At 58.5% G+C, this 24507-nt stretch carries 25 protein-coding genes; 6 read left to right on the top strand and 19 right to left on the bottom strand.

Annotation, left to right across the window (positions count from 1 at the left end):
• Positions 1-22: 22 nt before the first annotated feature.
• Both lipB and AC6IY8_RS18420 read right to left on the bottom strand, forming a co-directional pair.
• Positions 23-901, bottom strand: a complete 879-nt coding sequence (lipB, locus tag AC6IY8_RS18425; RefSeq protein WP_497776237.1) for a lipoyl(octanoyl) transferase LipB — start codon at positions 899-901, stop codon at positions 23-25.
• Positions 902-1086: 185 nt separating this feature from the next.
• Positions 1087-3003, bottom strand: coding sequence for a CocE/NonD family hydrolase (locus AC6IY8_RS18420; protein ID WP_497776236.1), 1917 nt, complete (start codon positions 3001-3003; stop codon positions 1087-1089).
• Positions 3004-3273: 270 nt separating this feature from the next.
• Between AC6IY8_RS18420 and AC6IY8_RS18415 the strand changes: the two genes are divergently transcribed.
• The gene (locus AC6IY8_RS18415) at positions 3274-5106 is read left to right on the top strand and encodes a chloride channel protein (protein ID WP_497776235.1); all 1833 of its coding nucleotides are present in this window, start codon (positions 3274-3276) and stop codon (positions 5104-5106) included.
• A gap of 217 nt (positions 5107-5323) precedes the next feature.
• Entirely contained in the window at positions 5324-6439 is a 1116-nt protein-coding gene (locus AC6IY8_RS18410) for a hypothetical protein (protein WP_497776234.1), read from the top strand.
• A 62-nt stretch (positions 6440-6501) separates the two neighbouring features.
• Here AC6IY8_RS18410 and hemB read toward each other — a convergent pair whose 3' ends face one another.
• On the bottom strand, positions 6502-7500 hold the full coding sequence (hemB, locus tag AC6IY8_RS18405) for a porphobilinogen synthase (protein ID WP_497776232.1): 999 nt from the start codon (positions 7498-7500) through the stop codon (positions 6502-6504).
• A 94-nt stretch (positions 7501-7594) separates the two neighbouring features.
• On the opposite strand from hemB, the gene AC6IY8_RS18400 reads away from it, so the two are divergent.
• The 3 genes from AC6IY8_RS18400 to sucB all read left to right on the top strand — a co-directional run bounded on the left by AC6IY8_RS18400 (position 7595) and on the right by sucB (position 10300).
• Positions 7595-7849 (top strand): putative signal transducing protein, encoded by a 255-nt coding sequence (locus AC6IY8_RS18400; protein ID WP_497776231.1) that lies wholly within the window; start codon positions 7595-7597, stop codon positions 7847-7849.
• 25 nt (positions 7850-7874) lie between these two features.
• Positions 7875-8456, top strand: coding sequence for a class I SAM-dependent methyltransferase (locus tag AC6IY8_RS18395; RefSeq protein ID WP_497776229.1), 582 nt, complete (start codon positions 7875-7877; stop codon positions 8454-8456).
• A 155-nt stretch (positions 8457-8611) separates the two neighbouring features.
• A complete protein-coding gene (gene sucB / locus AC6IY8_RS18390) occupies positions 8612-10300 on the top strand; it encodes a 2-oxoglutarate dehydrogenase, E2 component, dihydrolipoamide succinyltransferase (protein ID WP_497776227.1) in 1689 nt (562 codons plus the stop codon).
• A gap of 98 nt (positions 10301-10398) precedes the next feature.
• Here sucB and AC6IY8_RS18385 read toward each other — a convergent pair whose 3' ends face one another.
• Genes AC6IY8_RS18385 through AC6IY8_RS18375 form a run of 3 tightly spaced genes read right to left on the bottom strand, consistent with a single transcriptional unit; the run spans position 10399 to position 13378 of the window.
• Entirely contained in the window at positions 10399-10860 is a 462-nt protein-coding gene (locus AC6IY8_RS18385) for a glycoside hydrolase family 73 protein (RefSeq protein ID WP_497776225.1), read from the bottom strand.
• The gene (locus tag AC6IY8_RS18380; RefSeq protein ID WP_497776224.1) at positions 10860-11084 is read right to left on the bottom strand and encodes a hypothetical protein; all 225 of its coding nucleotides are present in this window, start codon (positions 11082-11084) and stop codon (positions 10860-10862) included. Before AC6IY8_RS18380 ends, AC6IY8_RS18385 begins: the two co-directional genes overlap by 1 nt.
• 2 nt (positions 11085-11086) lie before the next feature.
• Positions 11087-13378, bottom strand: a complete 2292-nt coding sequence (locus AC6IY8_RS18375; RefSeq protein WP_497776223.1) for a hypothetical protein — start codon at positions 13376-13378, stop codon at positions 11087-11089.
• A 103-nt stretch (positions 13379-13481) separates the two neighbouring features.
• Here AC6IY8_RS18375 and AC6IY8_RS18370 point away from each other — a divergent pair, with 103 nt between their 5' ends.
• Positions 13482-13763, top strand: coding sequence for a hypothetical protein (locus AC6IY8_RS18370; protein WP_497776222.1), 282 nt, complete (start codon positions 13482-13484; stop codon positions 13761-13763).
• A 10-nt stretch (positions 13764-13773) separates the two neighbouring features.
• Here AC6IY8_RS18370 and AC6IY8_RS18365 read toward each other — a convergent pair whose 3' ends face one another.
• The 13 genes from AC6IY8_RS18365 to AC6IY8_RS18305 form a co-directional block, all read right to left on the bottom strand.
• Complete coding sequence (locus AC6IY8_RS18365) at positions 13774-14742, bottom strand: hypothetical protein (RefSeq protein WP_497776221.1); 969 nt, start codon at positions 14740-14742, stop codon at positions 13774-13776.
• On the bottom strand, positions 14742-15224 hold the full coding sequence (locus tag AC6IY8_RS18360; protein ID WP_497776220.1) for a hypothetical protein: 483 nt from the start codon (positions 15222-15224) through the stop codon (positions 14742-14744). The genes AC6IY8_RS18365 and AC6IY8_RS18360 overlap by 1 nt, the downstream gene beginning before the upstream one ends.
• Positions 15225-15611 (bottom strand): hypothetical protein, encoded by a 387-nt coding sequence (locus AC6IY8_RS18355; RefSeq protein ID WP_497776219.1) that lies wholly within the window; start codon positions 15609-15611, stop codon positions 15225-15227. It lies immediately after the preceding gene.
• Positions 15608-16234 carry a hypothetical protein gene (locus tag AC6IY8_RS18350; RefSeq protein ID WP_497776218.1) on the bottom strand — a complete coding sequence of 209 codons (627 nt, stop codon included), beginning with the start codon at positions 16232-16234 and terminating at the stop codon, positions 15608-15610. Before AC6IY8_RS18350 ends, AC6IY8_RS18355 begins: the two co-directional genes overlap by 4 nt.
• 125 nt (positions 16235-16359) lie before the next feature.
• Complete coding sequence (locus AC6IY8_RS18345; protein WP_497776216.1) at positions 16360-17331, bottom strand: hypothetical protein; 972 nt, start codon at positions 17329-17331, stop codon at positions 16360-16362.
• 186 nt (positions 17332-17517) lie between these two features.
• Positions 17518-17943, bottom strand: coding sequence for a hypothetical protein (locus AC6IY8_RS18340; protein WP_497776214.1), 426 nt, complete (start codon positions 17941-17943; stop codon positions 17518-17520).
• Positions 17944-18061: 118 nt separating this feature from the next.
• Positions 18062-18577 (bottom strand): hypothetical protein, encoded by a 516-nt coding sequence (locus tag AC6IY8_RS18335; RefSeq protein ID WP_497776213.1) that lies wholly within the window; start codon positions 18575-18577, stop codon positions 18062-18064.
• Positions 18574-19794 (bottom strand): phage portal protein, encoded by a 1221-nt coding sequence (locus AC6IY8_RS18330; protein ID WP_497776212.1) that lies wholly within the window; start codon positions 19792-19794, stop codon positions 18574-18576. Before AC6IY8_RS18330 ends, AC6IY8_RS18335 begins: the two co-directional genes overlap by 4 nt.
• A gap of 80 nt (positions 19795-19874) precedes the next feature.
• On the bottom strand, positions 19875-20681 hold the full coding sequence (locus AC6IY8_RS18325; protein WP_497776210.1) for a DUF3037 domain-containing protein: 807 nt from the start codon (positions 20679-20681) through the stop codon (positions 19875-19877).
• Between the two features lie 94 nt (positions 20682-20775).
• On the bottom strand, positions 20776-21549 hold the full coding sequence (locus AC6IY8_RS18320) for a HipA family kinase (RefSeq protein WP_497776208.1): 774 nt from the start codon (positions 21547-21549) through the stop codon (positions 20776-20778).
• A gap of 353 nt (positions 21550-21902) precedes the next feature.
• Positions 21903-23411, bottom strand: a complete 1509-nt coding sequence (locus AC6IY8_RS18315) for a phage terminase large subunit family protein (RefSeq protein WP_497776207.1) — start codon at positions 23409-23411, stop codon at positions 21903-21905.
• A gap of 29 nt (positions 23412-23440) precedes the next feature.
• Positions 23441-24031 (bottom strand): hypothetical protein, encoded by a 591-nt coding sequence (locus tag AC6IY8_RS18310; RefSeq protein ID WP_497776206.1) that lies wholly within the window; start codon positions 24029-24031, stop codon positions 23441-23443.
• A gap of 233 nt (positions 24032-24264) precedes the next feature.
• Positions 24265-24456 (bottom strand): hypothetical protein, encoded by a 192-nt coding sequence (locus AC6IY8_RS18305; RefSeq protein ID WP_497776204.1) that lies wholly within the window; start codon positions 24454-24456, stop codon positions 24265-24267.
• Positions 24457-24507 lie beyond the last annotated feature (51 nt).

The following is a 24507-nucleotide window of genomic DNA, read 5'->3' as shown; positions in this document are numbered from 1 at the left end:
AACCTACAAGAAAAATGAGCACCTAAGCGAGATGGATGTCGTCCCCTGCGATCCGTCGCTCATTTTCGGGGGCGCGGGCGGGAGTGTCTTGATTGTCCGATGTGGGTTCGGAGATTTCGGGCAGGAGGTCGTGGATGGACTCGAGCCAGAGCATTTGCGAGCGAAAGAGTTCGCCGAAAGTGCGCGAGGCAAGGGTCATCACTTCATCGAGCGAGGGGCGCAGGCCGGTTTCGAATTCAATCGAAGTGACGGGCTTGGTGAGTCCGCAAGGTACGATCAGCTTGAAAAAATCAAGGTCGGTGGTGACGTTGAGCGCAAAGCCGTGGGAGGTAACTCCGCGCGAGACGTGGACACCGATGGCGGCAATCTTGCGCTCGGAGTGGTGAGTACTGTGAGCAGGTTGCTCGTCTCCACCTGAATTCGTCTCCACCTCTAATGGGACGTAATCGCGGTTCATGAGGCGTGGGGTGAGGCGAGGAGGAGGCGTGGCGTGAGTCCAGACGCCGGTCATGCCAGCGATGCGCTGCGTTTCGATGGAGTACTGCGCGCAGATGCGCATGAGGACATCTTCGAGACGACGCACGTAGTCGATAACTCCAAGCTTGGGCGTGAAGGATCGCAGGTCGAAGATAGGGTAGGCAACGAGTTGTCCGGGACCATGAAAGGTGACGTCGCCTCCACGGTTGATCTCGAAGACCTCAACGCCTTTGGAAGCGAGAAACTCGCGGGAAGCAACAATGTTCGACTCGCGAGCATTACGTCCGAGGGTGATGACCGGAGAGTGCTCGACGAAGAGAAGGACGTTGGGAATACGACCCTGCTTGCGGAGTTCGACGAGTGTTTCTTGAAGGTGGAGCGCGGTGGCGTAGTCGCAGCGGCCGAGGTTAAGGACGGAGATCATGCTGTAGATAGGATACTCGCCGCGAGGTAAACGATGCGGGGTGGCACGTCTGCGAAGGGGAAGGGCTCCCCTTCGCTTCGCTCAGGATGGCACATGAAAGGCGAAAGCAAGAACGACAGCAAAACAAAAGCCCCATCCTAAACTCGGAACGCGAGTTTAGGATGGGGCACCCGTGTGTTGCGGGATTACTGAGGTAGGACGAGGACGTTCACCCGCGACTCGTGCGCGCCGGAGTGGTAGATGCGCTCCGTAGCCTTCTGGAAATCGGAAGGTTTGGCGAGATAGATGTTGGGAATGAACTTCTGCGGATTGAGATCCACGAGCGGGAACCAGGTGCTCTGAATCTGGACCATGATGCGATGGCCCTGCCGGAAGGTATGGTTCACGTCGGGCATTTCGTAGGAGATCTTCGTAACTTTGTTGGGCTCGAATGGCTCGGGCTTTTCGTAGCTGTTGCGGAAGCGTCCACGGAAGAGTTCCCCGCGCACGAGTTGCTGATAACCGCCGAGGTGAACGTCTTTGAGATTGTTTTCATTGTCGGGATAGCTGTCGGGGTACACGTCAATGAGTTTCACGACAAAGTCGGAATCGGTACCAGAGGTGGAGACAAAGAGTTCGGGGTGAAGAGGTCCGGCAAGCGTGACGTCTTCGGTAAGCGGCGCGGTCTGATAGACAAGCACATCGGTGCGTCGTCCGGCCTGTCGCTGATCATCTGTCATGTGCTCGCGCGTCATGCCGGTCTCGGTGGCCGTGGTGAAGGGTACCGGCTTGGCGGGGTCGCTGATGTATTCGTCAAATTCAGTCGCAGCAGTGGGCTTGTCGAAGCTGAGCTGGCCATTTGATCCGAGATACAGCGCGGCAGTCTTGGCCTGCTTGGGAGGCCATGCGTCGTAGCGCTTCCACTGATTGGTTCCGGTTTCAAAGACGTAGGCCTCGGGAAGTTGCGGATCGGCAGTGCCCTTCAGGTGGTGCTCGAAGAAGGGAAACTCAATCTTCTCGCGATAGAACGCGCTCTGCTTGCCGCTGAACCAGACGTTCCCAAGATGGTCTCCGTCGCCGCGCGCCCAACCACCGTGGAACCATGGTCCCATGACGAGTTTCACGTCACCATCGGGACTCTGCGAGTTAGCAGACTTGTAGGTGTGCAGCGCGCCCCAGAGATCTTCGGCATCGAACCATCCGCCGACGGTGAGCATGGCAGGCTTGATCTTGCGCAAGAACTGCGGCGTGGATCGCGCACGCCAGAACTGGTCATAGTTGGGGTGCTGGATGATCTCGTCCCACCAGGCGACCTTGTTGTGGTAGTACTTTGCATCCACGTTGGAGAGCGGCTCGACATTATTAAGGAAAAAGCTGTAGCCGTCGGGCGTGCCGTGTTCGATCTTTTCGGCCCATTTGGTGGTGGGCTCGGGACGCGGCTGTCCGAAGGTGTACATGAAGTTGAACATGTGCGGTAGATAGAGCGCGCCGTTGTGATGGAAGTCGTCTCCGACGAACCAGTCAGCAATGGGCGCCTGCGGCGACACGGCCTTGAGCGCGGGGTGCGCGTCGATAGCGGCCATCGATGAATAGAAGCCGGGATAGGAAATACCCCAGACGCCGACGCGTCCGTTGTTAGAGCGAACGTTCTTCACCAGCCAGTCGATCGTGTCGTAGGTGTCGCTGGACTCATCAATGTCCTTGGGTGATTTCTTGTCCGCGATGTAGGGGCGCATATCGACGAACGTGCCTTCGCTCATGAATTTTCCGCGCACGTCCTGATAGACAAAGATGTACTTGGAACGGGTGAACAACTCGGATGGACCGAGCGAGGATTTGAATTGGTCGACGCCATAGGGCGCGACTGTGTAAGGCGTGCGATCAAACAGGATGGGATAGGTGTGCTGCTCGCTTGCGTCCTTGGGCACGTAAACACTGGTGAATAAATGAACACCGTCGCGCATCGGAATGCGGTATTCGTACTTGGTGTAGTTGTCCTTGATCCATTCGGCGAGTTCGTCGGGCTTTTTCTCAGGCGTGGCCTGCGCAATAGAAAACAGAGCAAACGTGCAGAAGAGCAACAACGCCGCCAGGCGGCGGCAACGGGCGCGAGCAGTGTTCAATTCGTCCTCCAAGGGCGAGTGCGAGTGAATCACAATTAAAACACTAAGGAATGCGGGGATCAAAAGTGGAAGGTGAACCGTGAACGCAGACGAATTTCGAAGAATTGCGATGAGCCTGGAGGGTGCAGAAGAAAACTTAGAAAGGAGGAATAGCAGGCGAGTGGCTGTCCTGTAATCGGAAGACGCTGAGTTAGCACTTACTCAGGAGCAGAGGCGGTTTGCGGCCGCCAATCGCAGCATCTTAGTTGGTTAAAGGGGTCATTTGGGGAAATGGCGGGAACTCGCAAGTACATTCCTGAAGAAGACATTACCAGCAAGCAGAATGGATCGGAACTCCTCGGCGATTTCACTACAAACTGGAGTGTGTTGCCGATATCGGGGCTCGCGATTGTGATTGGGATCATCAGCGCATTTGTCGCGCTGGCTCTGCTGAAACTCATCGGCCTGTTCACGAACCTTTTCTTTTATCAGCGATGGAGCACGGCGCTGGTCTCGCCGGCGGGAAATCGTCTGGGATGGCTCGGGTTGTTCGTGCCAGTAGTGGGCGCATTAATCATCGGCGTCATCGCGCGGTATGGGTCGGAAAAGATCCGAGGCCACGGGATTCCAGAAGCCATCGAAGCAATTCTGCTAAGGGGCGGGAAGGTCGAACCGCGAGTGGCCGTGCTGAAGCCCATCTCTGCCGCAATTTCAATTGGCTCAGGCGGACCGTTCGGAGCTGAAGGTCCGATCATCATGACAGGAGGGGCGTTCGGCTCTCTCATAGCGCAGCTCTTTCACCTGACCAGTACCGAACGCAGAACGCTGCTTGTTTCAGGAGCGGCGGCAGGAATGGCTGCAACGTTTGCATCGCCACTGGCTGCCGTGCTGCTGTCGGTGGAGTTGCTGCTATTCGAGTGGAAGCCTCGCAGCCTCGTCCCTGTCGCGCTGGCCAGCGTGGCCGCGACCGCAACGCGACGGTACATCATCGGAATGGGACCGCTATTCCCTACTCCGCCACACCCGACCTTCATCGGTCCGCAGGGACTGCTCGGGTGTGTGCTTGTGGGATTGATGGCCGGAGCGCTATCAGCGCTTCTCACTTTCGCGGTGTATGCAGCTGAAGACCTCTTTGCAAAGCTGCCGATCCATTGGATGTGGTGGCCGGCAATCGGCGGGCTGGTCGTGGGCGCGGGGGGACTGATCTTTCCGCAAGCGCTCGGAGTGGGTTACGACACCATTGGGGTGCTGCTTGCCGGAAAAGCTACGGCTGGCATTCTGCTTGGGATACTGCTGGTCAAGTCCGTGATCTGGGCGACCGCATTGGGCTCAGGAACATCGGGCGGGGTGCTAGCGCCATTGCTATTACTGGGTGGCGTCGCCGGACAATTTCTTCCGTATGAAGGCGCGGGATTCTGGCAGTTGATCGCAATGGGAGCGATCCTGGGCGGAACGATGCGGTCTCCTTTTACTGGTGTGGTCTTTGCCATCGAGCTAACGCACGATCTGAATGCGATGCTGCCGCTGTTGCTTGCCTGCGTAATCTCGCATTTGTTCACTGTGCTTGCGCTGCGACGTTCGATCCTGACCGAAAAAGTGGCGCGGCGCGGATATCACCTGAGCCGCGAGTACTCGGTAGATCCACTAGAGATTTTATTTGTACGCGAGGTGATGAGGACGAACATCGTTGCCCTCCCGGCAGAGATCACAACCGACGAACTATCAAGAGTGCTGAGTCAGAATACGCATCCGAAGCGGCAGCGGCTCTATCCTGTTGTGGATAGCGAGAAGCAACTTGTCGGTGTGGTGACTCGGCAGGAGATGACGGAGATGTGCCAGCAGGGATCAGGTTGCTCTCTTTCACAACTGCTCAGAACAGAAGCCAAAGTCGCGCATCCGGATGAGCCGTTACGAGTGGTTGTGTATCGCATGGCAGAGACAGGACTGACGCGATTTCCGGTGATCGAACGCAACAATGGGCGCAAGCTGCTAGGCATGATCTCGCTGGATGACCTGCTCACGGCGAGAACGAAAAACCTCGAAGCAGAACGCCGCCGTGAACGAGTGCTGCCGCTTAATCTGATTCTGCCGTTCAGGTCACGAAGGACGAAGAGGGCGGCGTAAGAGAGTCAGCCGCGCTGGGCTGTGATATGGCAGAGGTGAGCGCTGCCCAGAGTTGGACGGGCCCTCTTTGGGCTACGGTCTAACACCGGATGTTGCACGCAATTAACACGCCCGTGACATTATCGTGACAAAAAGAAACCGGCCTGGCGATACCTTCGTGCGCCTACGTAGAACCAGTCATGGCAGGTGCCACCGACTGTTCTTTAGGAGGTGCCGAGTGCACAAAACTGCTCACGCCACAACAGCACGGATCGCGAGAAGTTGCGTCATCATACTTGCGATCCTATTAGTCACTAGTGCAGCACTGGCAGCGGGGCCGTCGTTAGGTGGCCATGTTTCTGTCATCGCGTCAACAGTTCCGGCGAATGGCGATGTGAATCCATATGGGATTGTCAGGATCCCGAATTCGGTTGGGAATCTCCATGAGGGGAATCTCCTGATCAGCAACTTCAACAATTCTCAGAATCTACAAGGCACGGGAACGACCATCGTTCAGATTTCGCCGGGAGGTTCGGTCTCTCTGTTCGCGCAGATAGATGCCACCACCCTGCCAGGCCCATGCCCTGGTGGGGTCGGACTCACGACGGCGCTCGCAGTGCTTCGCTCAGGATGGGTGATTGTAGGTAGCCTGCCGACATCAGACGGCACTTCGGCAACAGCGAAGTCAGGATGTCTTCTGGTTCTGAACAGCACAGGAACTGTCGTTGAGACAATCGTGGGTAATAACATCAATGGTCCCTGGGACATGACAGTCGCGGAAGGGAGTAAATCTGCGTTTCTGTTTGTGACCAACGTTCTGAATGACACCGTGGCAGTCAGCCCCAACGTGGCCAACGAAGGGACAGTGGTGCGAATCCTGCTTTCAACTGCACAAAGCATGCCGACGGTGGTCTCCTCAACAGTGATCGCCTCCGGCCTCTCGGAGAGAACGGACCCGGCGGCTCTCGTGATCGGGCCGACCGGAGTAGGTTTCGATGTGAATCAGAATGTGCTGTACGTCGCCGACAGCCTCAATAACAGAATCGCCGCTATAAGCAATGCGGCTACCCGCAGCACTTCGGCTGGGACTGGGGCGACGGTGAGTAGTGGCAAATTCCTCAATGACCCGCTGGCACTCACTCTTGCGGCCAACGGGAACATCCTGACGACGAACGGAAACGATGGAAGGATAGTCGAAACTACGCCTCAAGGGAGACAAGTGGCCGCCAGACTGGTTGACCACACAAGCGGACCGCCTCCCGGAGCAGGCACGCTCTTCGGACTTGTTGCAGTTGCCGACGCAGGTATCTATTTCGTGGACGACGGTACAAACACTCTCAATTTGCTTCAGTAATGGTCCGCAATAAGAAGGCCGCTCAAGGGCGGCCTTTCCGTCTGGTAATAAGCTGATTTTGTTTACCCGATCAGCTTCGCTGCTTCCTTTGCGAAGTAGGTGAGGATGATGGAGGCTCCGGCGCGCTGGATGCTAAGGAGCGATTCGAGCATGACGCGGTCGTGGTCGATCCAGTTGTTCTGGGCGGCAGCCTTGATCATGGCGTATTCGCCGCTGACCTGGTACGCGCCAAGAGGAACATCGAAGCGGGCGTGAGCCTCAGCAATGATGTCGAGGTAGGAAATGGCGGGCTTGACCATGATCATATCCGCGCCTTCCTCGAGATCGAGTTCGATTTCGCGTATGGCTTCGCGGGCGTTCGCCGGATCCATCTGATAGCTGCGGCGGTCGCCGAACGACGGAGCAGAATCGGCTGCTTCGCGGAAAGGTCCATAGAAGCCGCTTGCGAACTTGGCGGCGTAGCTCATGATCGGCGTGTTCTCGAAGCCGTGAGCATCGAGTGCAGTGCGCAAAGCATCGATGCGTCCATCCATCATGTCGGACGGAGCGATGATGTCAATTCCAGCCTTGGCCTGCGATACAGCGGTCTTGGCGAGGATGTCGAGCGAGGCATCGTTGACGATTTCGTATTCGGTTTCAGGCGTGCCGCCGTTGACCTTCTTCACAATGCCGCAATGCCCGTGCGACATGTATTCGCAAAGACAGACATCGCCCATGATGATGAGGTTGGGCACCTCGGCCTTGATGGCGCGAGCGGCGCGCTGCACGATGCCGTCTTCAGCCCAGGCACCTGTGGCGATCTCATCCTTTACTTCGGGCAGTCCGAAGAGAATGATGGCAGGGATTCCAAGCGCGTAAACCTCGCGGCATTCCTTGACGGCTTCATCGACCGACAGGTTATACACACCAGGCATTGAACGCACTTCTTTGCGGATGCCTTCGCCCGGGCAGATGAACAGAGGATAGACGAATCCTTTGGGAGTAAGACGGGTTTCGCGCACGAATGAGCGCAGGGCTTCAGTGCGCCGCATGCGGCGCTGGCGATTGATTGGGAAGGCCATGACTTAGAAAGTATAGTCCCGAGCAGGGTGAGGGTGTGTGATTGGAATCACAGGAACTTTGGGGCTTCGGAGGCGTCCATGGGAGAATCGATGTATGATGCGTCGCGCGGAGGGGCCCGATTTGGTAGTAGTGGCACGGTTCCTGATGGAGCAGGAATTTCTGTTTGCACGCGGGCGTCTGGAGTCGGCTGGCATCGAGTGCTTTAGTTCGAATGAACATCTGAGCCGCATAACTGGTGGCATTTACAACGGCATAACCAGCGGGATTGCGCTCAAGGTGCGCCAAGAAGATGCGGACGATGCGCGAGCGATCCTGAATGACCCGGGAACGCCTTATCTTGTGCTCTGAAGAGTTCCCGAAAGCGCGAGGCTGAATGACCAACGAACGTCGATTTGATCCGAAAAGCGTGGATAAACTCGAATCGCCGGACAGGGGACAGCAGTTCCCCGTGGAGGCGATCATGGACGCCGTGGGCGCCTGCGGAATGCTGAACGTAGCCGACATAGGCGCCGGCAGCGGGTATTTCACCCTGCCCATAGCACGAAGAGTCGCTCCGGGGAAAGTTTACGCCGTGGATGTTGCTCCTGAACTGCGCGAGTCATTGCGCGCTAAGGTCTCGGCAACTAATGCTCCAAAGAACGTGGAAATCATAGCTGGAGAGGATCGTGCAACAGGGCTGCCGGATGCATCCTGTGACCTGATTTTCCTCTCGGCAGTGTGGCACGAGATAGACGATCAGGCGGCGGCATTGCGGGAGTTCACGCGGATCGCAGCGCCGAATGCCAAGCTGGCGATCATCGATTGGCGTCCAGATGCGACGCGCCCGCCTGGGCCTCCGCTGGAATTTCGCATCTCGCGTCCCGAGTTGGAAGCCGTGCTGGAACAGAGCGGCTGGGGCGTGGTAAAAAGCGATGTAATCACAGAATGGACTTATATCGTCGTAGCCCAGCGATAGCACGATTTACTTTCGAATGCGAATCCTGCGCGCGCTTTGCGGCCTCTACTGGAATGAGGCCGCGAAGTTTTTGCCGAGTCTAGCAGCCGTGTAGTGGCGTATATAATCTGAATTTGGGCTTTTTGCAGGATCAGAAACAGTGCGGAAGGAAGAGAATGCCGACTGACGTAGTTATGCCTCAGATGGGCGAATCCATCTTCGAAGGCACCATCACAAAGTGGCTGAAACAGCCCGGCGACAAGATCAACCGGGACGAACCTTTATTCGAAATCTCGACAGACAAAGTGGATGCTGAAATCCCTGCACCCGCCTCCGGTGTGCTGAAGCAGATTGTCGCAGAAGCAGGCAAAACCGTGCAGGTCAATTCAGTAGTAGCCGTGATTGACGAGGCTGCGACGGGCGGCAACGGATCAGGTGGTGGCAGCAAAGCGGCTGAAAGAACCACTGCGCCGGCTGTCGGCTCGCCCGAGCCAAACCCCGTTGCAAACGCTGCTCCAACGCAGCCGCCGAAGACGTCGGCACCGAGTGGCCCCGCCACCAACGTTGTAATGCCCCAGATGGGCGAATCGATCTTCGAAGGCACCATCACAAAGTGGTTGAAGAACGTGGGCGATCAGGTCACGCGCGACGAGCCACTGTTTGAGATTTCAACCGACAAGGTGGATGCGGAAATTCCAGCTCCCTCTTCTGGCGTTCTCTCCGAAATCAAGGCTCAGGCTGGCACCACCGTCCAGGTAAACAGCGTGGTCGCGGTGATTGGAGGAGCGGCGGAAGCTGCCGCGGGGCCAGCGCCCGAAGCGCCAAAGACCGAACCTGACACAGCTGTATCGGCCGAAGCGACCGGCCCTCAGGCACCCACGCGCGAAATGGAATCGACATCCAGCGAAGAAGTACGAACCTCTCCGCTCGTGCGCAAATTGGCTGCGGAACACAATCTCGATTTGCGGCGCATTCCAGGAACAGGAGCAGGCGGACGCGTCACGAAGGACGACATCCTGGCCTTCATCGAGCGCACGAAGACCGGCGCTCCTGTTGCAACACCTGCCACAGCAACTGCACCTACGGCGTCAATCGCGGCGCCGACCGGGATCGCCCCAACTGCTCCCGTCAGCGCTCCTGCCTCTAAATTCGCTGGAACACCGGGCGTGGTTGAGCCCATGTCGGTGATGCGCAAGAAGATCGCCGAGCACATGATTCTGTCGCGCCGCACGAGCGCTCATGTGCACACGGTGTTCGACGCCGACATGACCCGCATCGTCAAACTGCGCGAGAAGAACAAGAACAAGTTCCAGCAAGGAACGGGATTGAAGCTTACCTACACCCCGTTCTTCATTCGCGCCGTTGCACAAGCCCTCCGCGCATGGCCTATCATGAACTCGTCGGTCGAGGGCGACAACATCAACTACAAGCGTGATATCAACATCGGCATCGCCGTCGCACTAGACTGGGGATTGCTGGTGCCTGTTATCAAGCATGCCGATGAGTTGAGCTTTGTGGGATTGCAGCGTGCTCTCAACGATCTTGGCGAACGCGCACGCACCAAGAAGCTGAAGCCGGAAGAAGTGTCCGGGGGAACATTCACCATCACCAATCCCGGAATTTTCGGCGCAAACTTCGGACTTCCCATCATCAATCAGCCGCAGGTTGCGATTCTCGATCTAGGTGCGATTGTGAAGCGCCCTGTTGTGCTGACCGATAAGGAAGGCAACGACACCATCGGTGTTCGTTCCATGATCACCATGGCGATTGGTTTCGATCATCGCGTGGTCGACGGAGCTGTTGCCGACCAGTTCATGATGGTGATCAAGAACATTCTCGAAAACTGGAGCGAGCCGATTCTGTAATCGATTGAGAAGGATCTATGCGGCGAGCTTCGGCTCGCCGTTTTCTTTAAAAAAAGAGCGGCAGACACGAGTGCCTGCCGCCGAACAGGAGGTTACCGTCACGCGCTTACGTTTTCCACCCGCAACATCTGCTTCACTTCCACCAACATCGCCCGTAACTTTACGGCATACTTCGGATCCGTTGCCCAATGTTTTGCAATCTCTCGAATGAACGCTTCCTCGTCAGCGCGACTCGCTCTTGCATCCGCATAAACCGCACTGCGCGAGAGAATCCCATCCCGGCACTGGAAGCACTCGAGCATCGACTCATATTTCGCAAAAACCGCTTTGACCGAAACTGTCACGCCATTGCTGCACTCTCTCGTGCTCATATCCACGCGATCATGCTTTCCATGTGCTTTGATTCCGAAGTAGTTATTCGCTTCCCGCGATAATCTGGACTCCCCCCAATTGCTCTCCAGCGCCGCCTGCGCCGCCGTTACCATCGCAGGCATTCCGCTCTGCTTCGAACTCTCCAATGCAGCCTCATAGGCCTGTTGCAAAAATTCTCTTTTCGTCATCAGTGATGTAGCACCTTGATTGAATCCAGCGTGATATGCAGAAGCGTCAGCACGATCCCTGCTGCCACGCCAATCCCAGCGGCGCGCTGCAGCGCCGACTCATGCCGCTGAATCCGCGTTTCCAATTCCTGTATCTTCCCTTCGTTGCCGTTGCCAACGATCCAACGCATGTGCGTTTTCAATTCGCCAAGATCGCGAAGTACCTTCTCTTCGAAATTCGTCATTGTCATGCATCCAGGTGCAGCACTGAGGCGTACGGGGAGTACTTTGCCGGAGTGTTCCCATCAAACTGCCGCAGGTAGAATTCCTGCGTGACCGTCGTCCTGGGCAGCGTAAATGTCCGTGCCGTAAAGCGCCCAATCAAATTGCGATCCATCGTTGACCCCCATCCCCAATCACCTTCGACGCGAACCTCGAATCCACCTCCCGGCAGCGGATCAACCCCCGTATCGATTGTTACGGCGCTCGTACTCCAATTCGTGACTCGCGCATCCGGCAATCCTGCTGGCCGGGAAGAGACATCTTCCGTCTGCTCACTAGAGACAACGGAAATCAAAGCATTGTGTTTTGTACGTCCCCAGTTCAACGCAATCGACTCTGCGCTTTCATTTGCAAACCGGGTCGCGAACTGCGCGTGCATATCGGTGAGATCCTGAAATTCAATCTCCACCTCACGCACAAGCACCGTGCAATTCACGCCCCGGTTCGTTGCGGAAATATTCCACTGCTCGCCCGGACGCACGTCTTGAGCGCCTTGCGGAAGCAGCGAAAGCCAGCCGTGGTACTCACCGCTGCACTGTGGCTTCGTCAGGTCGTCCAGCAGGGCCCTCGCCGCCTGTTCACAATCCAACGACGTTCGCGGAGCAGGCGCGCCAACGCGCACAACAATCCCCCGTGTTCCGTCGTCCTCTGAGTTGCGCACAGCCTGCACGCTCCCCGAATCCACCACTCGTCCGCAAGCCAATCCGCGAGCGCGATAGAACACCTCGATCTGTTCACCTGCGACCGGTTGCGCCGCGCTGCTGAAATGCAATTCCGGGGTTGACGTGAAGTAACACTCCGCACCCGCGGCGATATCGCCGATCAATCGTGTACGCCAAGGCTGCCCCGGTGCCGCGGACTGCACCCAGACAGCGCCTTGATTGACCGCGCTCGCGTGCCCCAGCGTGCAAGTCAGGTCCAGTCCCCACAGCGGTGCATAATCCGCATAGGCCGGAACGTCTTGCAGCGTACCGTCATAGAGCACCACCTGCGCTGCGCTTGTCGTGGAGGCGTCCGCCGGATCGATCTCGCGCATCGTGAGTACGACGTGCGTGGTCCCGCGCCACGACTGCGATGTTCGAGCGTTATCCTGATTGCGAACGCTGCTCGAGTACACTTGCCCCGCGCGAATCGGTTCCGGATGGAACAACATCGTGCGGAACTCATATCGCTTGCCTGACGAGACCTGATGAGCTGGCGCATTCGTCACGCCGTTAATGATGGTCTGTATCTGCCCATTGCTCAGCAGTACTCCGGCGACGCAGTAATTCAGCGCAAATCCGCCGCTGAACAATCCACCTACCACACCTTCCCCCGCCGTGTAGCTGACCCCGGTCTGCTCCAGAAGAAGCAATCCTCCCATCTCGAGGCGGTCTCGATATCGCAGTGCTATAGGCCCCGCCGAGGAGACTCCACTCTCGCCAAACGTAAGCGAGCCAGGAAAGTCGCTGATCCATTTCAAGCTGTCGAGCGCAGCCCCCTGGAAGTCGTCTTCCACATGCAGAGCCTTCTCCAATCGATACGGCAATCGAGACATAGCAAACCCTTGCTGCTTCCCTGTCGCGGTAAAGCAATCGCGCACATACATAGCTGGCTCCGTTTCACCAACGACCGTAATGTCGTTCGCCACAGGAGCAGCGACAACTACCTTCAGGCCCTCCGGACAGAATCCCGGATCTTCATCCGAAAGTGTCCGTACAACCGAGCCCACAGGCTTCAACGTCGCTGCGCGCTCTTCTACTTCCAGCACGGCTCGCGCACTATTCGCGATCTCTGCCGCTCTTGCCGTCCACACCTCACCGCTCTCAACCCTGCATGTACTGGCGATTGCAACAGGCTGTAAACCCCAGGTGTCGACTGCAGCATTTGCTTCCTTGGTCAATTCCGCAATCGCGGATCCCGCAGTCATCCCACCCATTTCTGCATGCTCACTCAGGGGGCGACGATCGAGCGCGAGCATTTCGCCGACTGCCTGCAGCGTCAATCTGTAAACCGGCGATGCACAGCCGCGCCCCAGCACCTCAGCAACCGGCTCGCTAATCAGATATCCGCTAAACCAAAACTCTCCGTTATCGCGATACAGCCGCACTTTGCTGCCTGCTGCGGCCGTAACACTCGTTCCCTCGCATGCGAGCCTCACCACCATTGCGGATGCCTGGTTAAGTTTGCGCACTATCTTTGGCGGCACCTCGGCGTCGAGCAACGCGGTGTAATCCTTTTCGCCCGTCCCGTCCAAATTGTCGATCTTTAATCTCATTTCGCCTCTCGCCCGCACCCTGCCTCCAGGGCTCGCATCAAAAGAACAGGGGCGAGATGCTCGCCCCCTTTTCGCTATGTCTGACTCTGAAACCGTTTCGATCGTGTCACTGCAAACTCAACTGCGCCAGCGGCTCGTCGCGCTCGGATTTCCGGAAGACTCGCGTCTTGAGAGTCTGAGCCGTCACCTGGCACACATCTCCGTGCTTGGCCGCAACTTCGCCGAGCACACGCTGCCGCTCTTCCTCAGCATCTCTCCCGAACACAACGATTCCATCGCGAGCCTCAGCGTCTCTCTAAAGTGCGACCTCGACGAGATCCGCGATGCCATCACCGACGTCGAACCCGACCTGCTCGCGCTCATGCAGTTGCTCAACCAGCGTTAGGCCTCGCGCCTCAATACGCGGGTGTGCCGTTTGCCGGAATGTATGACCGATAGCACACGACACTCTCGCCATCATTTGCATCGACCGCTCCTAACGCGATGAATTCCGCATGAAGCGCGACCTGTGCGAACCCCGCCGTCTTCCCTTCGGCGTCCGTCAATTGTGTGATCATCTCTTCTGCCGGAGAAGCCGATTGCAATCGCGGATAGTGAAAGCACACTCGTCCACCGCTCTCTTCTTCCATTACAAACAGTGCCGACCATTCCTGGAAGAAACTCGCTCCCTCCCGATCCACAAATCCGACTACCTTCTGCACACGCGCACCACTCACCGGCGTACCACCCAACAATGGAGCGTCGAGTTGCAATTCTGTCTCTGTCACCGCAGCGATTCGCCCCACGTTGTAGCTCACACGCCGCACCGCATCGACTTCCATCCCCGCGCCCGCCTTCGCTACTCCGCCCGTGATCCCCGTACCCAGACTCTGTGTTCCTGGCATGTAATCCACATCGACAACCACCAACTCACCCACCAAGTAGTTCCCGAGTTGCGATGGATCGAGCAAAATCAGCGATGCGCTCGAGCCCGTCTGCACGACGGTGCCGGGCTTCGCCGCTCCACCCGAAGCCTTCCAGTCGCCGCCTGCGCTTTCCAGCACGTTCAAATGTTGCGAACTCGCGGCCAGCGCCATCTGCAGCTTGCCCCATTCACAAAAGTCGAAACTCACTCGCGCATCCACCAGCTTGCGAAACTGCGATTGCACAATTCCCGCAGCCCCAGTGCGCACCGCTCCAATCGCTGTCTTCGCTGATCTCTTGAAGTTGCGCACCACTCCTAAGTCCACCCACGGCGCGCGAGGGCTGTCCAAATCAAAGCTGATCGAGGGATCGAACACCGTGCCTGTCTCTTTCGTTCGATCCACCGGTGCAAAAAACGCGCGCACCTGTCCGAAGTATTCCTGCATTCCCGCTCGCTCCATCACTGGCCCTCCGGAAAGAAAAACACCCGCACTGTCGCCGTCCTCTGCAACACTCCATCCACCTCGCGTGTTGCTTCCATCACCGGCTGAGTCCAGAAGACATTCGATCCAAGCGCAACCGCCGGAGTCTGCGTGTAATCGTACTTCGCGGCGCGTCGCTGTCGGCACATCTGCAACAGTTCGCAGTCCATCGCGGTCAGGATTCGGCCTCGGTCCGTGCGCATCATCGCATCGCTTCCTCGGCTGCCATAGCTCACCTTCGCATCCATGTACATCAGCCTCGACCCCGCGGACACCTCGCCCGATGCGCCCCAACCAAATTGGAACGTCTCGCAACGCTCGCTCTCCGGCATCTCAATTTCGTTCTCTAGCGCCATCACCGCCGGACGCGCTGCACCGCCCACCTGCATCGTGCGCTTCGGATTCACCTCCGCAAGCCGGTCTGCCATCGTCCTCAGAAATGTATCCTTCGCAGCCTGCATCTAGACCTCGATTTCCATTTCGTATATAAGCTCGCTGCCACCATACTGCTTCACCGTCGCACTCTTGATTCGAAATTGCTTGCCATCAATTCGCAGCATGCAGGCCTCGAGCGTCTGAAGCGTGCCAGCAGCGCCTGCCGCTTGCAGCGCCTTTCTGATGGTTTCTCGCGTTGCAATCGCCAACCGCGCATGCCCGTCTTTCGTGGTCGCCTGCTCCAGTAGCACGGGTTCAATTGCAATCTCATTCACCAGCGGCACAACAAGTCCAAGTCCGGTCTGCTCCGTTACCACCATCGGCTGCGGCACCAGCAGCAAAACCTTCTGCCCACCGAGCGTCCGTAACATCGCCTGTGCTGCCTGCTCCAACCCTGCCGCCGAGTTCCTCACGATGCCAACCTCTGCGCAACAAATGGCCCAAGCAACCGCTTTACATCTGCATCCATCAGCGTGTCGCTGAAATATTCCAGGTACATGCGATCGATCCTCTGCCTCGAAACATTCAGAGCCGGAGTTGCCAATGCATTTTTCACCAGCTTTGCGCAGGCTTGTTTTACTGCCTGCGGAACCTCGCTGTATCCCGCCGTGTACGTGACTTCCAGATCGCCCAACACCGGGGAAAGCAGTCCTGCCCCCACAATCACTTCACCGCTCTGCGCATTGATGTCCAACGCATCGGGCGAAACCGATATCCAGCGGTCGGGCACCGTGAATGTCCTTGCCATCTCCAGTGCGAGATCGTTCCATCCCGCCCACTCACGCACATACGACGAGTAGCGTCCCCTGGCCTGCACAATCGGCGACGACACACCATCGGCCGATGCCAGGGGCAGATAAGAAACCCTCACCGTCCGCGATCGCCCCACTCGGAACCGTTCCACATATTGCGCAATACCGAAACCCTTCCTTCGGCAATGCGCATCGATCAAATCTGACGCTGCACTTACCAAACTGTCCGGAGTCGTATCCTCCAACCCGAACAGCGCGTATTCCTCCGCCGATAGGTATGCCATCTTCCGCTCTTCTTTCGCGCTGCGGGAGAGGATCGAACCCCTCCCCCGCATGCATTACGCGACTCCCGCCGCACCAATCCACTCGTGCTCCACTTCTGCCGTTCCCAGCAAGCGTGGAGCCGTTATTAGCGGTTCACAATGACCTTGGCATGTGCGTATCCCGCGCCCTTCACCACAACCCCGCCAAATTTCACGACCACCAACTGGCGAGCCAGCGAACCGCTCATTCCGAGCTGGAACACGCGCGGATTCGCATCGGTCAGCCAGTGATACTCGATCAGGTCTTCCGTAACGATGTAAGCCGGAAGCGTGGCCGATCCGCTGCCCGGAGTGCCCGTGTACGGAAGCGACCATTCCGGAATCAGAGGCAGCTCGCCGGTCTGCGTAGAAAGGGTCTTTACGGTCACTCCGCCTGCAATCTGTGTAGTGGACAGCACGAGGTTGAACTCCTGCTTCATCTCGCGGTCGATCAGGTCGAGCAATACCGGATTGGCATAGATCGCCGTCGGACGAACTTCGAAGCTCGAGTTCGAAACCATCGCTGCGACTTGCGATTTCAGACCATCGACAATGCTCTCCGTCGTGGGCACCGTCGAGACGTTTCCGCCATCGGCAATCTGCTGCGCCGCGCCGTAATACTGCAGGGTCGTCGGCGCGCTCAGCGAGGTGTCGTTGCCGTTCCACAACGCGACATCATGCGTCCGCATCAGGCCATCGACTGCATCGGCCAGGTCCTTCGCCTGCAGAAAAGCAAACTGCTCCTGCTGCTGACCCACTTCGATGTCGAACAGGTTGTAATTGATCTGCGACACCAGGGCCTTCAGCGGAACCGAGCGTTCCACGCGGCTCGGAGCATTCACTGTGGCAACGATGTTGCGCGGATCGACAAACGCATTAGCCGCAGCCGGAGACGCAATCGCCGTCTGCTCAAAGAAGCGCGACGGATGCCCGGTCGCCGGAACATTCTTGATGCGCTGTCCAAAGGCGCCGCGTCGGCGCACGATGTCGAAAATCTCCGACTGATAGCGTTCAATTTCAACTGCGCCCGGCGCCATGAAGTCTGCTGCGGCATGCAAATCCACAAATTGCGTATTCATTCTCTATCTCTTCCTTCTCTGCCGGAATCCATCCGGCTCGGTTATCCGTCGCACCTTCCGTGCCCCGGTCTTGAAATCCTTGCGAGTTCCCCGCGTAGGCTGAAACGGAAGAGGGTGCCCCACTCTTAACCGCACCTTTTGCAGTCAGGGGTGGGGTCTTGAATCTCCCCTCAAGCCGCCTCTCATTTAGCCGATCATTCCCGCCCTCGCCAGTTCAGCCTTCACCGCAATGCGCTGTTCCACGGTCAACACGCCGAGTGCCTTGTCCAGCGCACCGGCATCCATCTCCACACCCTCACCCACGCCGCTTTTCGCCAGCAGCGTACTCACGAGAGGCACCAGCGTCTTTCGCCCCGCTCTCTGCCGCAACTCGCGATTCTCTTTTTCGAGTTGTGCCAACTGCTCGCCGCTCGCAGCACTGGCCGCAACCTCCGACTCTCCGCTTTCCTCGGCTGCCGCCTTTTCCACGGTCGCGATAATGCGATCGATCTTCTGGTTCAGCGCGTGATACTGCGCCTCCAGCTTTCCGATCACGACTTCCAGCGCCTGCGCTGCACTGCTCAACTGCGCCGCACATTGCTCCATCGGACTCATCTGATTTCCTTCGTCCATTTCTTCTCCCAAATAGAAAAAGGCTCGGCACTTCGCCGAACCTCCTGGTCTTCGTGAAACTTTGAAACTTTGAAACCTTTTAAAACCTTAAAACTCCGAGACTCTGAAACCTGACGCGTTACGCCAGTTCCACGCTCGTGTCCTTGTACGCCGCCTTGTGTCGCAGCAGCACCGCCGCGCCCGTGAATGTGAAATCCGTCGCCACCCACACCGGAGCCTCGGCATCGACCACGCGCACATCCGCTATTTCGTAGCTCATTCCTAGCTGCCCCTTGCGACGCGTCATCTCATCGATCACCTCGGGAAAATCGCGCGCGAACAAGTACCCGGCGACATCGACTCGCTGCCCCTTGCCACCCGTAGCGCTCAAATCCGCAGAGGTGATGATGCCCACTTTTCTCCGTGCATCATGCCTGTCCAACTCCGGCGCATAATCCACTGCCATCCCCAGCAGCGAAGGGAGCGCCTTCTCCGTCGCCTGCGCCGTCAGCATCACCCGATGCCCACGCGCGCCGCTCGGAGCCCGGTCCGAAGGCGTATTCGCCAGCGTCAACACTCCGCGAAACTCCCTCCGATTCGGATGCCCATCCACCTGCGGCATCGCCAGCGCCATCGCCTCCCACTGCATCCTCATCGTTTCTCCCCCGGATTTTCCAATGCCGGCCATCCCCTCGACGCCCTCGCTTCGTTTACCGTCAGCACTCCACTGCTCAGCAGGATCTGATCGATCTGTGCCTGTTCCAGCGGGTCCGTCGCATCCAGGTCCAGGAACACGAATTCCAGATCGTCCCATCCCAATCGCTTCGCGACCGCATCCCGCGTGATGTGCTCGGCAAACAATCTTGCCGTCGGCACGATTGCCGTCCTGAATGCCGACTTCGACAACTGCTCGGCCGTCGCCCGATTCACATCCGCCTCTACACCCAGCAGCAACGGAGGCAGATCGAACGCGCTGGCAATCACCCGTATGAGAAACTCCTGCCATGCAAGTCGCAAATCCGCATCCGTGCCTACTCCGAAGCGCAAAACCTCCGGCTTATTCTCCGCCGTCAAAATCGGCACCTTGCCCGTGCCTTCGATCTCGTCCTGCCACCAGCGGATCAGCCGCTCATGCTGCGTCGGATCCTGCTCCTGCATCCACAGCGCAAACTGCACCACGGAGTTGTTCGCCAGCTTCGCCGCAAAGCGATGCGCGCTCAGGAACTCGTGAATCGTCTCAAACGCCACCTCAAGCCGCCCCAGCCCAAATGGCGTATGGCTCCTCGCATTCAGCCGAATGTACGACAGCTCGCAATCCTTGAGTTCGACCTTCTGACCCGTGCCCACCGCTGATGTCACCTGCACATAGCGCGGCGCATCCGGTTGGCCGTTCCAGTCCGCCCGCATCTGGATCGTCGCCCCATCCACCGGATACAGAGCCAGCGGCTTCGTCTCATCCTCGGTCAACCGCATCTCTACTGCGCCATAGCCGCCCACGATAATGTCTTCAAGTACCTGCTCGGCAAACGAGCGGAACGAGTCATCGGGATTCGGCTGCTCCAGCGTCTCGGTCAGCACCTGGATGCGACGCCGCATATCATCATCCAGCACGCGCCCACGTCGCGGCTGAATGCGCCAGTTCATCCCCGCCACGCGGTCCTTGATCGTGTTAATCGCCTTGCGGGCAATCGGCGTCTCGGCAAACCGTCGCAGTGCCTCTGGTGTTTTCTTCGGCAGCAGCTCCGGTCTCGACCCTCCATAGGTCTGCAGAACCGAGGGCAGCGGCGCGGTCCTGCGCCCTGGTGCCTCTCCCCCAAGCGCCCGCAATCCCGCCCGCCGTACCGGTTCCCAGATCTTCTCCGCTATATTCATTCATCCTCCGCGCAACAAAAAAGGACGCCCTCTGGCGTCCTCCTCAACCTTGAAATACTTAAAACTTCTAAACTCGAACCCTACTGCAACCCCATCTTCTGCCGGATACTCAACCCGATTCTCGGCAGATCCGCCACTGTTGCCACCATAATATGGCTTGCCGCCAGCGTATCCAGCGCAAACATCGTCACATCATCTTCGCGATCAATCTCGCTCTCCACAATTGCCGTCAGAGCGGTCTCCGCCTTCTCGGCCCGCATCACGCCCTCACGTATCTTCGGATAGCTAAAGGCCAGCACCTTCGCCGCATTCACATCCGTTTCAAGCGAAACCGCTTGGTACATATGCACTGTGCCGTTCGGCCTGTACGCCGCGTCGATCTTCAGCGGATCGCCCTTGTGCGTGTACTCGCTCACCGCAACATTGTGCCGCATCAGCGCCCACACACCCTGCCGGTCGAACTCCCTGCGCATCGTCTGAAAAATCTGCACCCGGCCGCTCGCCGTGCGCGTGCTTCTCTTCGCTCGCTCCAGATACATCTCAGCCAACCGCCCGATCTCTTCCTGCGGCGAATCGGCCAGCACCGCTTTCGTCGGTGTCAACTGGATGGCGTTTGAGAACGTGTCTTCCATGCGTTTCAGCAGCCATTCCTGGCTGGCTCCGCCCTCGATCAATCGCTCCTTGATCTCGCGCTCGAATGCTTCCAGCAACTCCACATCCGCGTCCGGATCAATGCACCGCACCCGCTTCCAGTCTCGCGTAAAACGCACGTCGGCCCAGCCGCCGTTTGCTTCAAACAACACGACGCCCACATTCACAAACTCGTCCTTCACCGCGTCCGGCACATACCGCAGCAGGAAGAACTCGCATTGTCGCCGTTCTCTCATCCTCAATCTGACTCGTTCGCGCGATCCGGACATCGCAACCTACTCTATCCGCAATGGTCCGTCCGTTTGCTCACGCCCGCTCCCAATCCTCTACTCAGTGGACCACGTCCACCCATTTCGGGAACGGCTCCCGATTTGAATTCCTAAACTGGGCTATCAGGTCCGCCACTCTTGTGCGCCGCCGTATCAGTTGCTCCACCAGCCGTTCCATATCGGAGCTCTCGCCATACCACGCCGTCGGAATCTCCTCCGCACATTGCCAGATCTTCTGCTCGTCCATGGTTTCGATGTTTCCCAGCCACGGCTGGAAGCTTTCCCATCCCGTGATCTCGCGATACACATCATTACGCGCATATACACCGCGCAATGGCGCATCCGCAAACGACCACTCCGACGCGTTGAAGCAGTATCCCTGGTCGATGAACGAAACCGTAAACTTCCGCTCACGGCTCTTCTTCCAGAACGCCGCCTGCCTGCCATTCGCATTGCACGTCCACTTGTCCAGCGCCAGAATCCCGGCAAATGCGCCAAGATTCCTCACCCGGTCCAGCATATGCTCCGGCAAATAGTCGTAGATCATTCCCTGTAACGGCGGCACCACGAATCGCGAACCGAATTGCAGCCCCGCCGTGCATGGCTTCGATCCATGTACCAGTTCAAACCTCAGCTCCGGCGTATGCTCGATCAGCCACGCATCTACCTCGACCACCTCGGTCACCGGAACCGGCAGCCCCGCCACCTGTGCCAGCCTCGTCGCGAGCATTTCATTCGCCAGCACCCTCGTACACTGCGGGTTTCCCTGGAACTTCACAACATAGAAAAAGCCGTCGGAGCAGCGCATCATGTGACTCTGCGCTCCACCCCGCATCCTCCTCACATGTTGTACCGCCGCAACCGCCAACGTTCCTCCGCCCTACCCCATTGCCCAAAGTAATACTCTAAACTGCCGCACCGCCTTCGCGCATTTCCCCGCCATCATCATCGCGAATTTCGGAGGTGCACCGGCCTTCCATCAGTGCGAACCAAGCACCGCGGGCTCGTGCACAACGATGACAAGCAGCACGCTCCAGGCACCGCGGGTGCCCCATATACGCTTGCCTCTTTTGGCAAGCGCATGTGGGTTCTATCGAAAGCCGCGCGCAGCGCGCTCCAAGATTTCGCCTTTGCTCTTGCCCTTCCCTTCTAACCTTAAAACTTTGAAACCTTGAAGCCTCGTTCCCTCTACACCCCCGCGTCTCTCACCGCCAATGCCATTGCCATCGCCATAATCGCATCGTCATGCGCGCCTTCTGCCGCTGCAATCCTTCCATCCGCATGCCGCACAAACGTCCTGCACTCCTCGAGCAGCCGCCTGCTTCCAAACAACTCCGGCGCCGTCACCAGCACCGCCCCAAAGCGCTCCAGCATGATTGGCCTCGTCAGAGCCGTAGTCACCCACCCGGCATACCGCTGATTCTGATAAAGAGGCTGATACTGCTCCACCCGCTCCAGCATCGCCAGCACCGCATGCCCATGGTTATTGCGTTCCACGACCATCAGAGCGTCGTTGTATTCCCGTCCGAGCCTTGCCGCATGCCGAGCCAATTCCTCCGGCGTGTAATGCCCATATAGCTCCGCGCATTGTAATCCGCTGGCATGATCGATGACCTCGATACAGGCATAGTCCCCGTTCGCTCCGCCGCCCGCCGCATCCACGCCGAGGATGTACTTCCTCCCCGTCTTCGCCGGCAGCCATACTTGGATGCGCCCATTCTCTCTGCTCTCCACCGGAGCCGATATCTGCTGCAAACGCGCCTCGATCTTTGCTGTATCAAATACTGCCGTGCCGCTCGCCAGGAAACACGTCGTCGGATCCTCCGCAAATTCCTCCGCCGCCCTCGCCCCGAAGTTACTTTTCACCTGCCGCCTGAACGCCACCTGCCTCAGTTCCAGCCCATATCGATCCATCAACCGCAGTTCATCTTCCTGCAGAGGATTCGCCAGCAGCTCCGGCTCATCCGCTCTGTATCCCACATCCATCCACCACGGAAAGAAGTGCTGCACATACCCCATCTCCGCCGCTCTCTGCCATTCGCGGTAGAAGCACCCTCCCACTCCGTTCGGCGTGGACTCCAGCACGATCTCCCCATTCGGTGGCACGGCGGCCCTCAGCGACGCAAGCACTTCCGCCGCCCTCGCTCCCCACCGTGCCACCTCCGAGCAGTGCAGGTTCCGGATCGTCAGTCCCCGTCCAGCGTTCGCGTCCCCCGCGGTCTCCACGCGATACTCGCTGTCCAGCGCCGGAAACACCAGTTGTCTCCGGTTCGACCTCGATCGTCGCAGCGCTCCGCGTTGCAGGTCCCGTGGCAAGTTCTCCACGAACCTGTGCACCATGCGGAAGATCTCTTCCGCCGCCTCCTGCGTATGCGCTACCTGCACCGTCAAAGTGCCTGGCCGCGTAATCGTGCTCAAGAAGAATCTCGCCGCCACCCACGTCGAGATTCCCATCTGCCTCGCCTTGAGCACGATATTCTTAGGCCCGCACTTCAATTCAAATTCCCGTTGCGCCGGATTCGCCTCAAGCGCCACCATGCGCCCGCTCTTGTCGCGAACCCTCAACAGGCTCGCAGCCAGCACCTCGCGGAGCTTCCCCTTGCGCGTCTTCTGATCCAGCCTCTTGCCCAGTTCCAGCAGGGCTTCCAGATCGAGCGCCTCATACTTCGTCCCCCTCTTCGCTCTGGAAGCCCTCATCCCTATCCCCACCGCTCACCTCGCTGTCGTCACAATCCCCAAGCCCGCACCACAGCCCAATCCTCGCCACGCAAACTCAGCTCCTGCTCCACGCGCTGCCGATCCTGCGCACTCCAGTAGCGCGCCACCTCGTGCACTTTCACCCTGCGTCCCGCTGCCACTTCCTTCGCCTGTGCCGGAGTCCGCGCCGCCATCACGTATCCGTCCACCACATGCGCCGCCGCATCCAGCGCACTCAGCGCCACCTTCGCCCGCGCCTGGCTCTCCGGATTCTTGACCGCCACCGCCGCCATCAAACCTTGATCCGCATCGCCCACCAGCGCATCCACCACGCCGCACACTCGCGACCAACCATCGGCCGAAGGCTTCGCCATATATGCCGCGCTCGCCGCGTCCAGTTCCTGCAACTCAGCCTGCGCCCTCGCGCTCACCGCCCTGAGCGTCTCCCCTTCTGCCGGATCGAGCGCCTCGGCCATCATGGCCGCATCATTCACCAGCGCCCTCACTGCTGGCACATATGCATGGATCGCCACCGCCGCCTTCATCGCATCTTGCTGCGAACACCCCGCCATGCACACCGCCAACACGAGCACCACGATTTTCCGCCACCAATCCCTCATCCCCCACCTCCACCGGCACTCACGCCGCACCAGGTGCCCACCACACCGCACCGGGTTCCCCGCCCTACTACTCGCCTTTCGCGAGTAGAGGGTCGGGTAGTTGCCCTTGCCCTTGCTTTTGCTCTTCTCGCCTTTGCCTTTGCTCCTCGTGTCACCCTGAGCGAAGCGAAGGGCCCCTACCCCCGACCACCCTGCCGTGCCTCCTCCGCTTCCCTCTCCAACCTCGCGAAAACCTACTCCTTCGCCACCAGCCCCAACACTGCCGTCGCAATCGCGCTTGCCAGCGAAACCACCGTCCCGCTACCAACATGTCCCAGCGAGACTCCCTGCTGTTGCAGCACTCCCAGCACGGTCGTCACTCCCAGCAACACTCCTGCTACGCTCGTCTTCGGATACCCACAGATCCGCTTCACAATTCCCGACATCTTTTTCGCCTCCATACAAAAAAGCCGCTCCTTGAGCGGCCTTTCTCTCAC

This window comes from Koromonas soli (genome assembly GCF_059726265.1).
Note: the sequence above shows the minus strand (reverse complement) of the source record. Positions and strands in the feature narration are given on the sequence as shown.

What these genes read in the sequence shown, in the direction of transcription:
- sucB (WP_497776227.1), top strand. Translation starts at nt 8,612, where the DNA reads ATGCCGACTGACGTAGTTATGCCTCAGATGGGCGAATCCATCTTCGAA.
- hemB (WP_497776232.1), bottom strand. Translation starts at nt 7,500, where the DNA reads ATGGCCTTCCCAATCAATCGCCAGCGCCGCATGCGGCGCACTGAAGCC.
- AC6IY8_RS18320 (WP_497776208.1), bottom strand. Translation starts at nt 21,549, where the DNA reads ATGCGGGGTGGAGCGCAGAGTCACATGATGCGCTGCTCCGACGGCTTT.
- AC6IY8_RS18310 (WP_497776206.1), bottom strand. Translation starts at nt 24,031, where the DNA reads ATGAGGGATTGGTGGCGGAAAATCGTGGTGCTCGTGTTGGCGGTGTGC.
- lipB (WP_497776237.1), bottom strand. Translation starts at nt 901, where the DNA reads ATGATCTCCGTCCTTAACCTCGGCCGCTGCGACTACGCCACCGCGCTC.
- AC6IY8_RS18325 (WP_497776210.1), bottom strand. Translation starts at nt 20,681, where the DNA reads ATGAGAGAACGGCGACAATGCGAGTTCTTCCTGCTGCGGTATGTGCCG.
- AC6IY8_RS18395 (WP_497776229.1), top strand. Translation starts at nt 7,875, where the DNA reads ATGACCAACGAACGTCGATTTGATCCGAAAAGCGTGGATAAACTCGAA.
- AC6IY8_RS18380 (WP_497776224.1), bottom strand. Translation starts at nt 11,084, where the DNA reads ATGACGAATTTCGAAGAGAAGGTACTTCGCGATCTTGGCGAATTGAAA.
- AC6IY8_RS18345 (WP_497776216.1), bottom strand. Translation starts at nt 17,331, where the DNA reads ATGAATACGCAATTTGTGGATTTGCATGCCGCAGCAGACTTCATGGCG.
- AC6IY8_RS18375 (WP_497776223.1), bottom strand. Translation starts at nt 13,378, where the DNA reads ATGAGATTAAAGATCGACAATTTGGACGGGACGGGCGAAAAGGATTAC.
- AC6IY8_RS18365 (WP_497776221.1), bottom strand. Translation starts at nt 14,742, where the DNA reads ATGGAGCGAGCGGGAATGCAGGAATACTTCGGACAGGTGCGCGCGTTT.
- AC6IY8_RS18330 (WP_497776212.1), bottom strand. Translation starts at nt 19,794, where the DNA reads ATGAATATAGCGGAGAAGATCTGGGAACCGGTACGGCGGGCGGGATTG.
- AC6IY8_RS18335 (WP_497776213.1), bottom strand. Translation starts at nt 18,577, where the DNA reads ATGAGGATGCAGTGGGAGGCGATGGCGCTGGCGATGCCGCAGGTGGAT.
- AC6IY8_RS18400 (WP_497776231.1), top strand. Translation starts at nt 7,595, where the DNA reads ATGATGCGTCGCGCGGAGGGGCCCGATTTGGTAGTAGTGGCACGGTTC.
- AC6IY8_RS18360 (WP_497776220.1), bottom strand. Translation starts at nt 15,224, where the DNA reads ATGCAGGCTGCGAAGGATACATTTCTGAGGACGATGGCAGACCGGCTT.
- AC6IY8_RS18315 (WP_497776207.1), bottom strand. Translation starts at nt 23,411, where the DNA reads ATGAGGGCTTCCAGAGCGAAGAGGGGGACGAAGTATGAGGCGCTCGAT.
- AC6IY8_RS18305 (WP_497776204.1), bottom strand. Translation starts at nt 24,456, where the DNA reads ATGTCGGGAATTGTGAAGCGGATCTGTGGGTATCCGAAGACGAGCGTA.
- AC6IY8_RS18350 (WP_497776218.1), bottom strand. Translation starts at nt 16,234, where the DNA reads ATGGCATACCTATCGGCGGAGGAATACGCGCTGTTCGGGTTGGAGGAT.
- AC6IY8_RS18415 (WP_497776235.1), top strand. Translation starts at nt 3,274, where the DNA reads ATGGCGGGAACTCGCAAGTACATTCCTGAAGAAGACATTACCAGCAAG.
- AC6IY8_RS18385 (WP_497776225.1), bottom strand. Translation starts at nt 10,860, where the DNA reads ATGACGAAAAGAGAATTTTTGCAACAGGCCTATGAGGCTGCATTGGAG.
- AC6IY8_RS18340 (WP_497776214.1), bottom strand. Translation starts at nt 17,943, where the DNA reads ATGGACGAAGGAAATCAGATGAGTCCGATGGAGCAATGTGCGGCGCAG.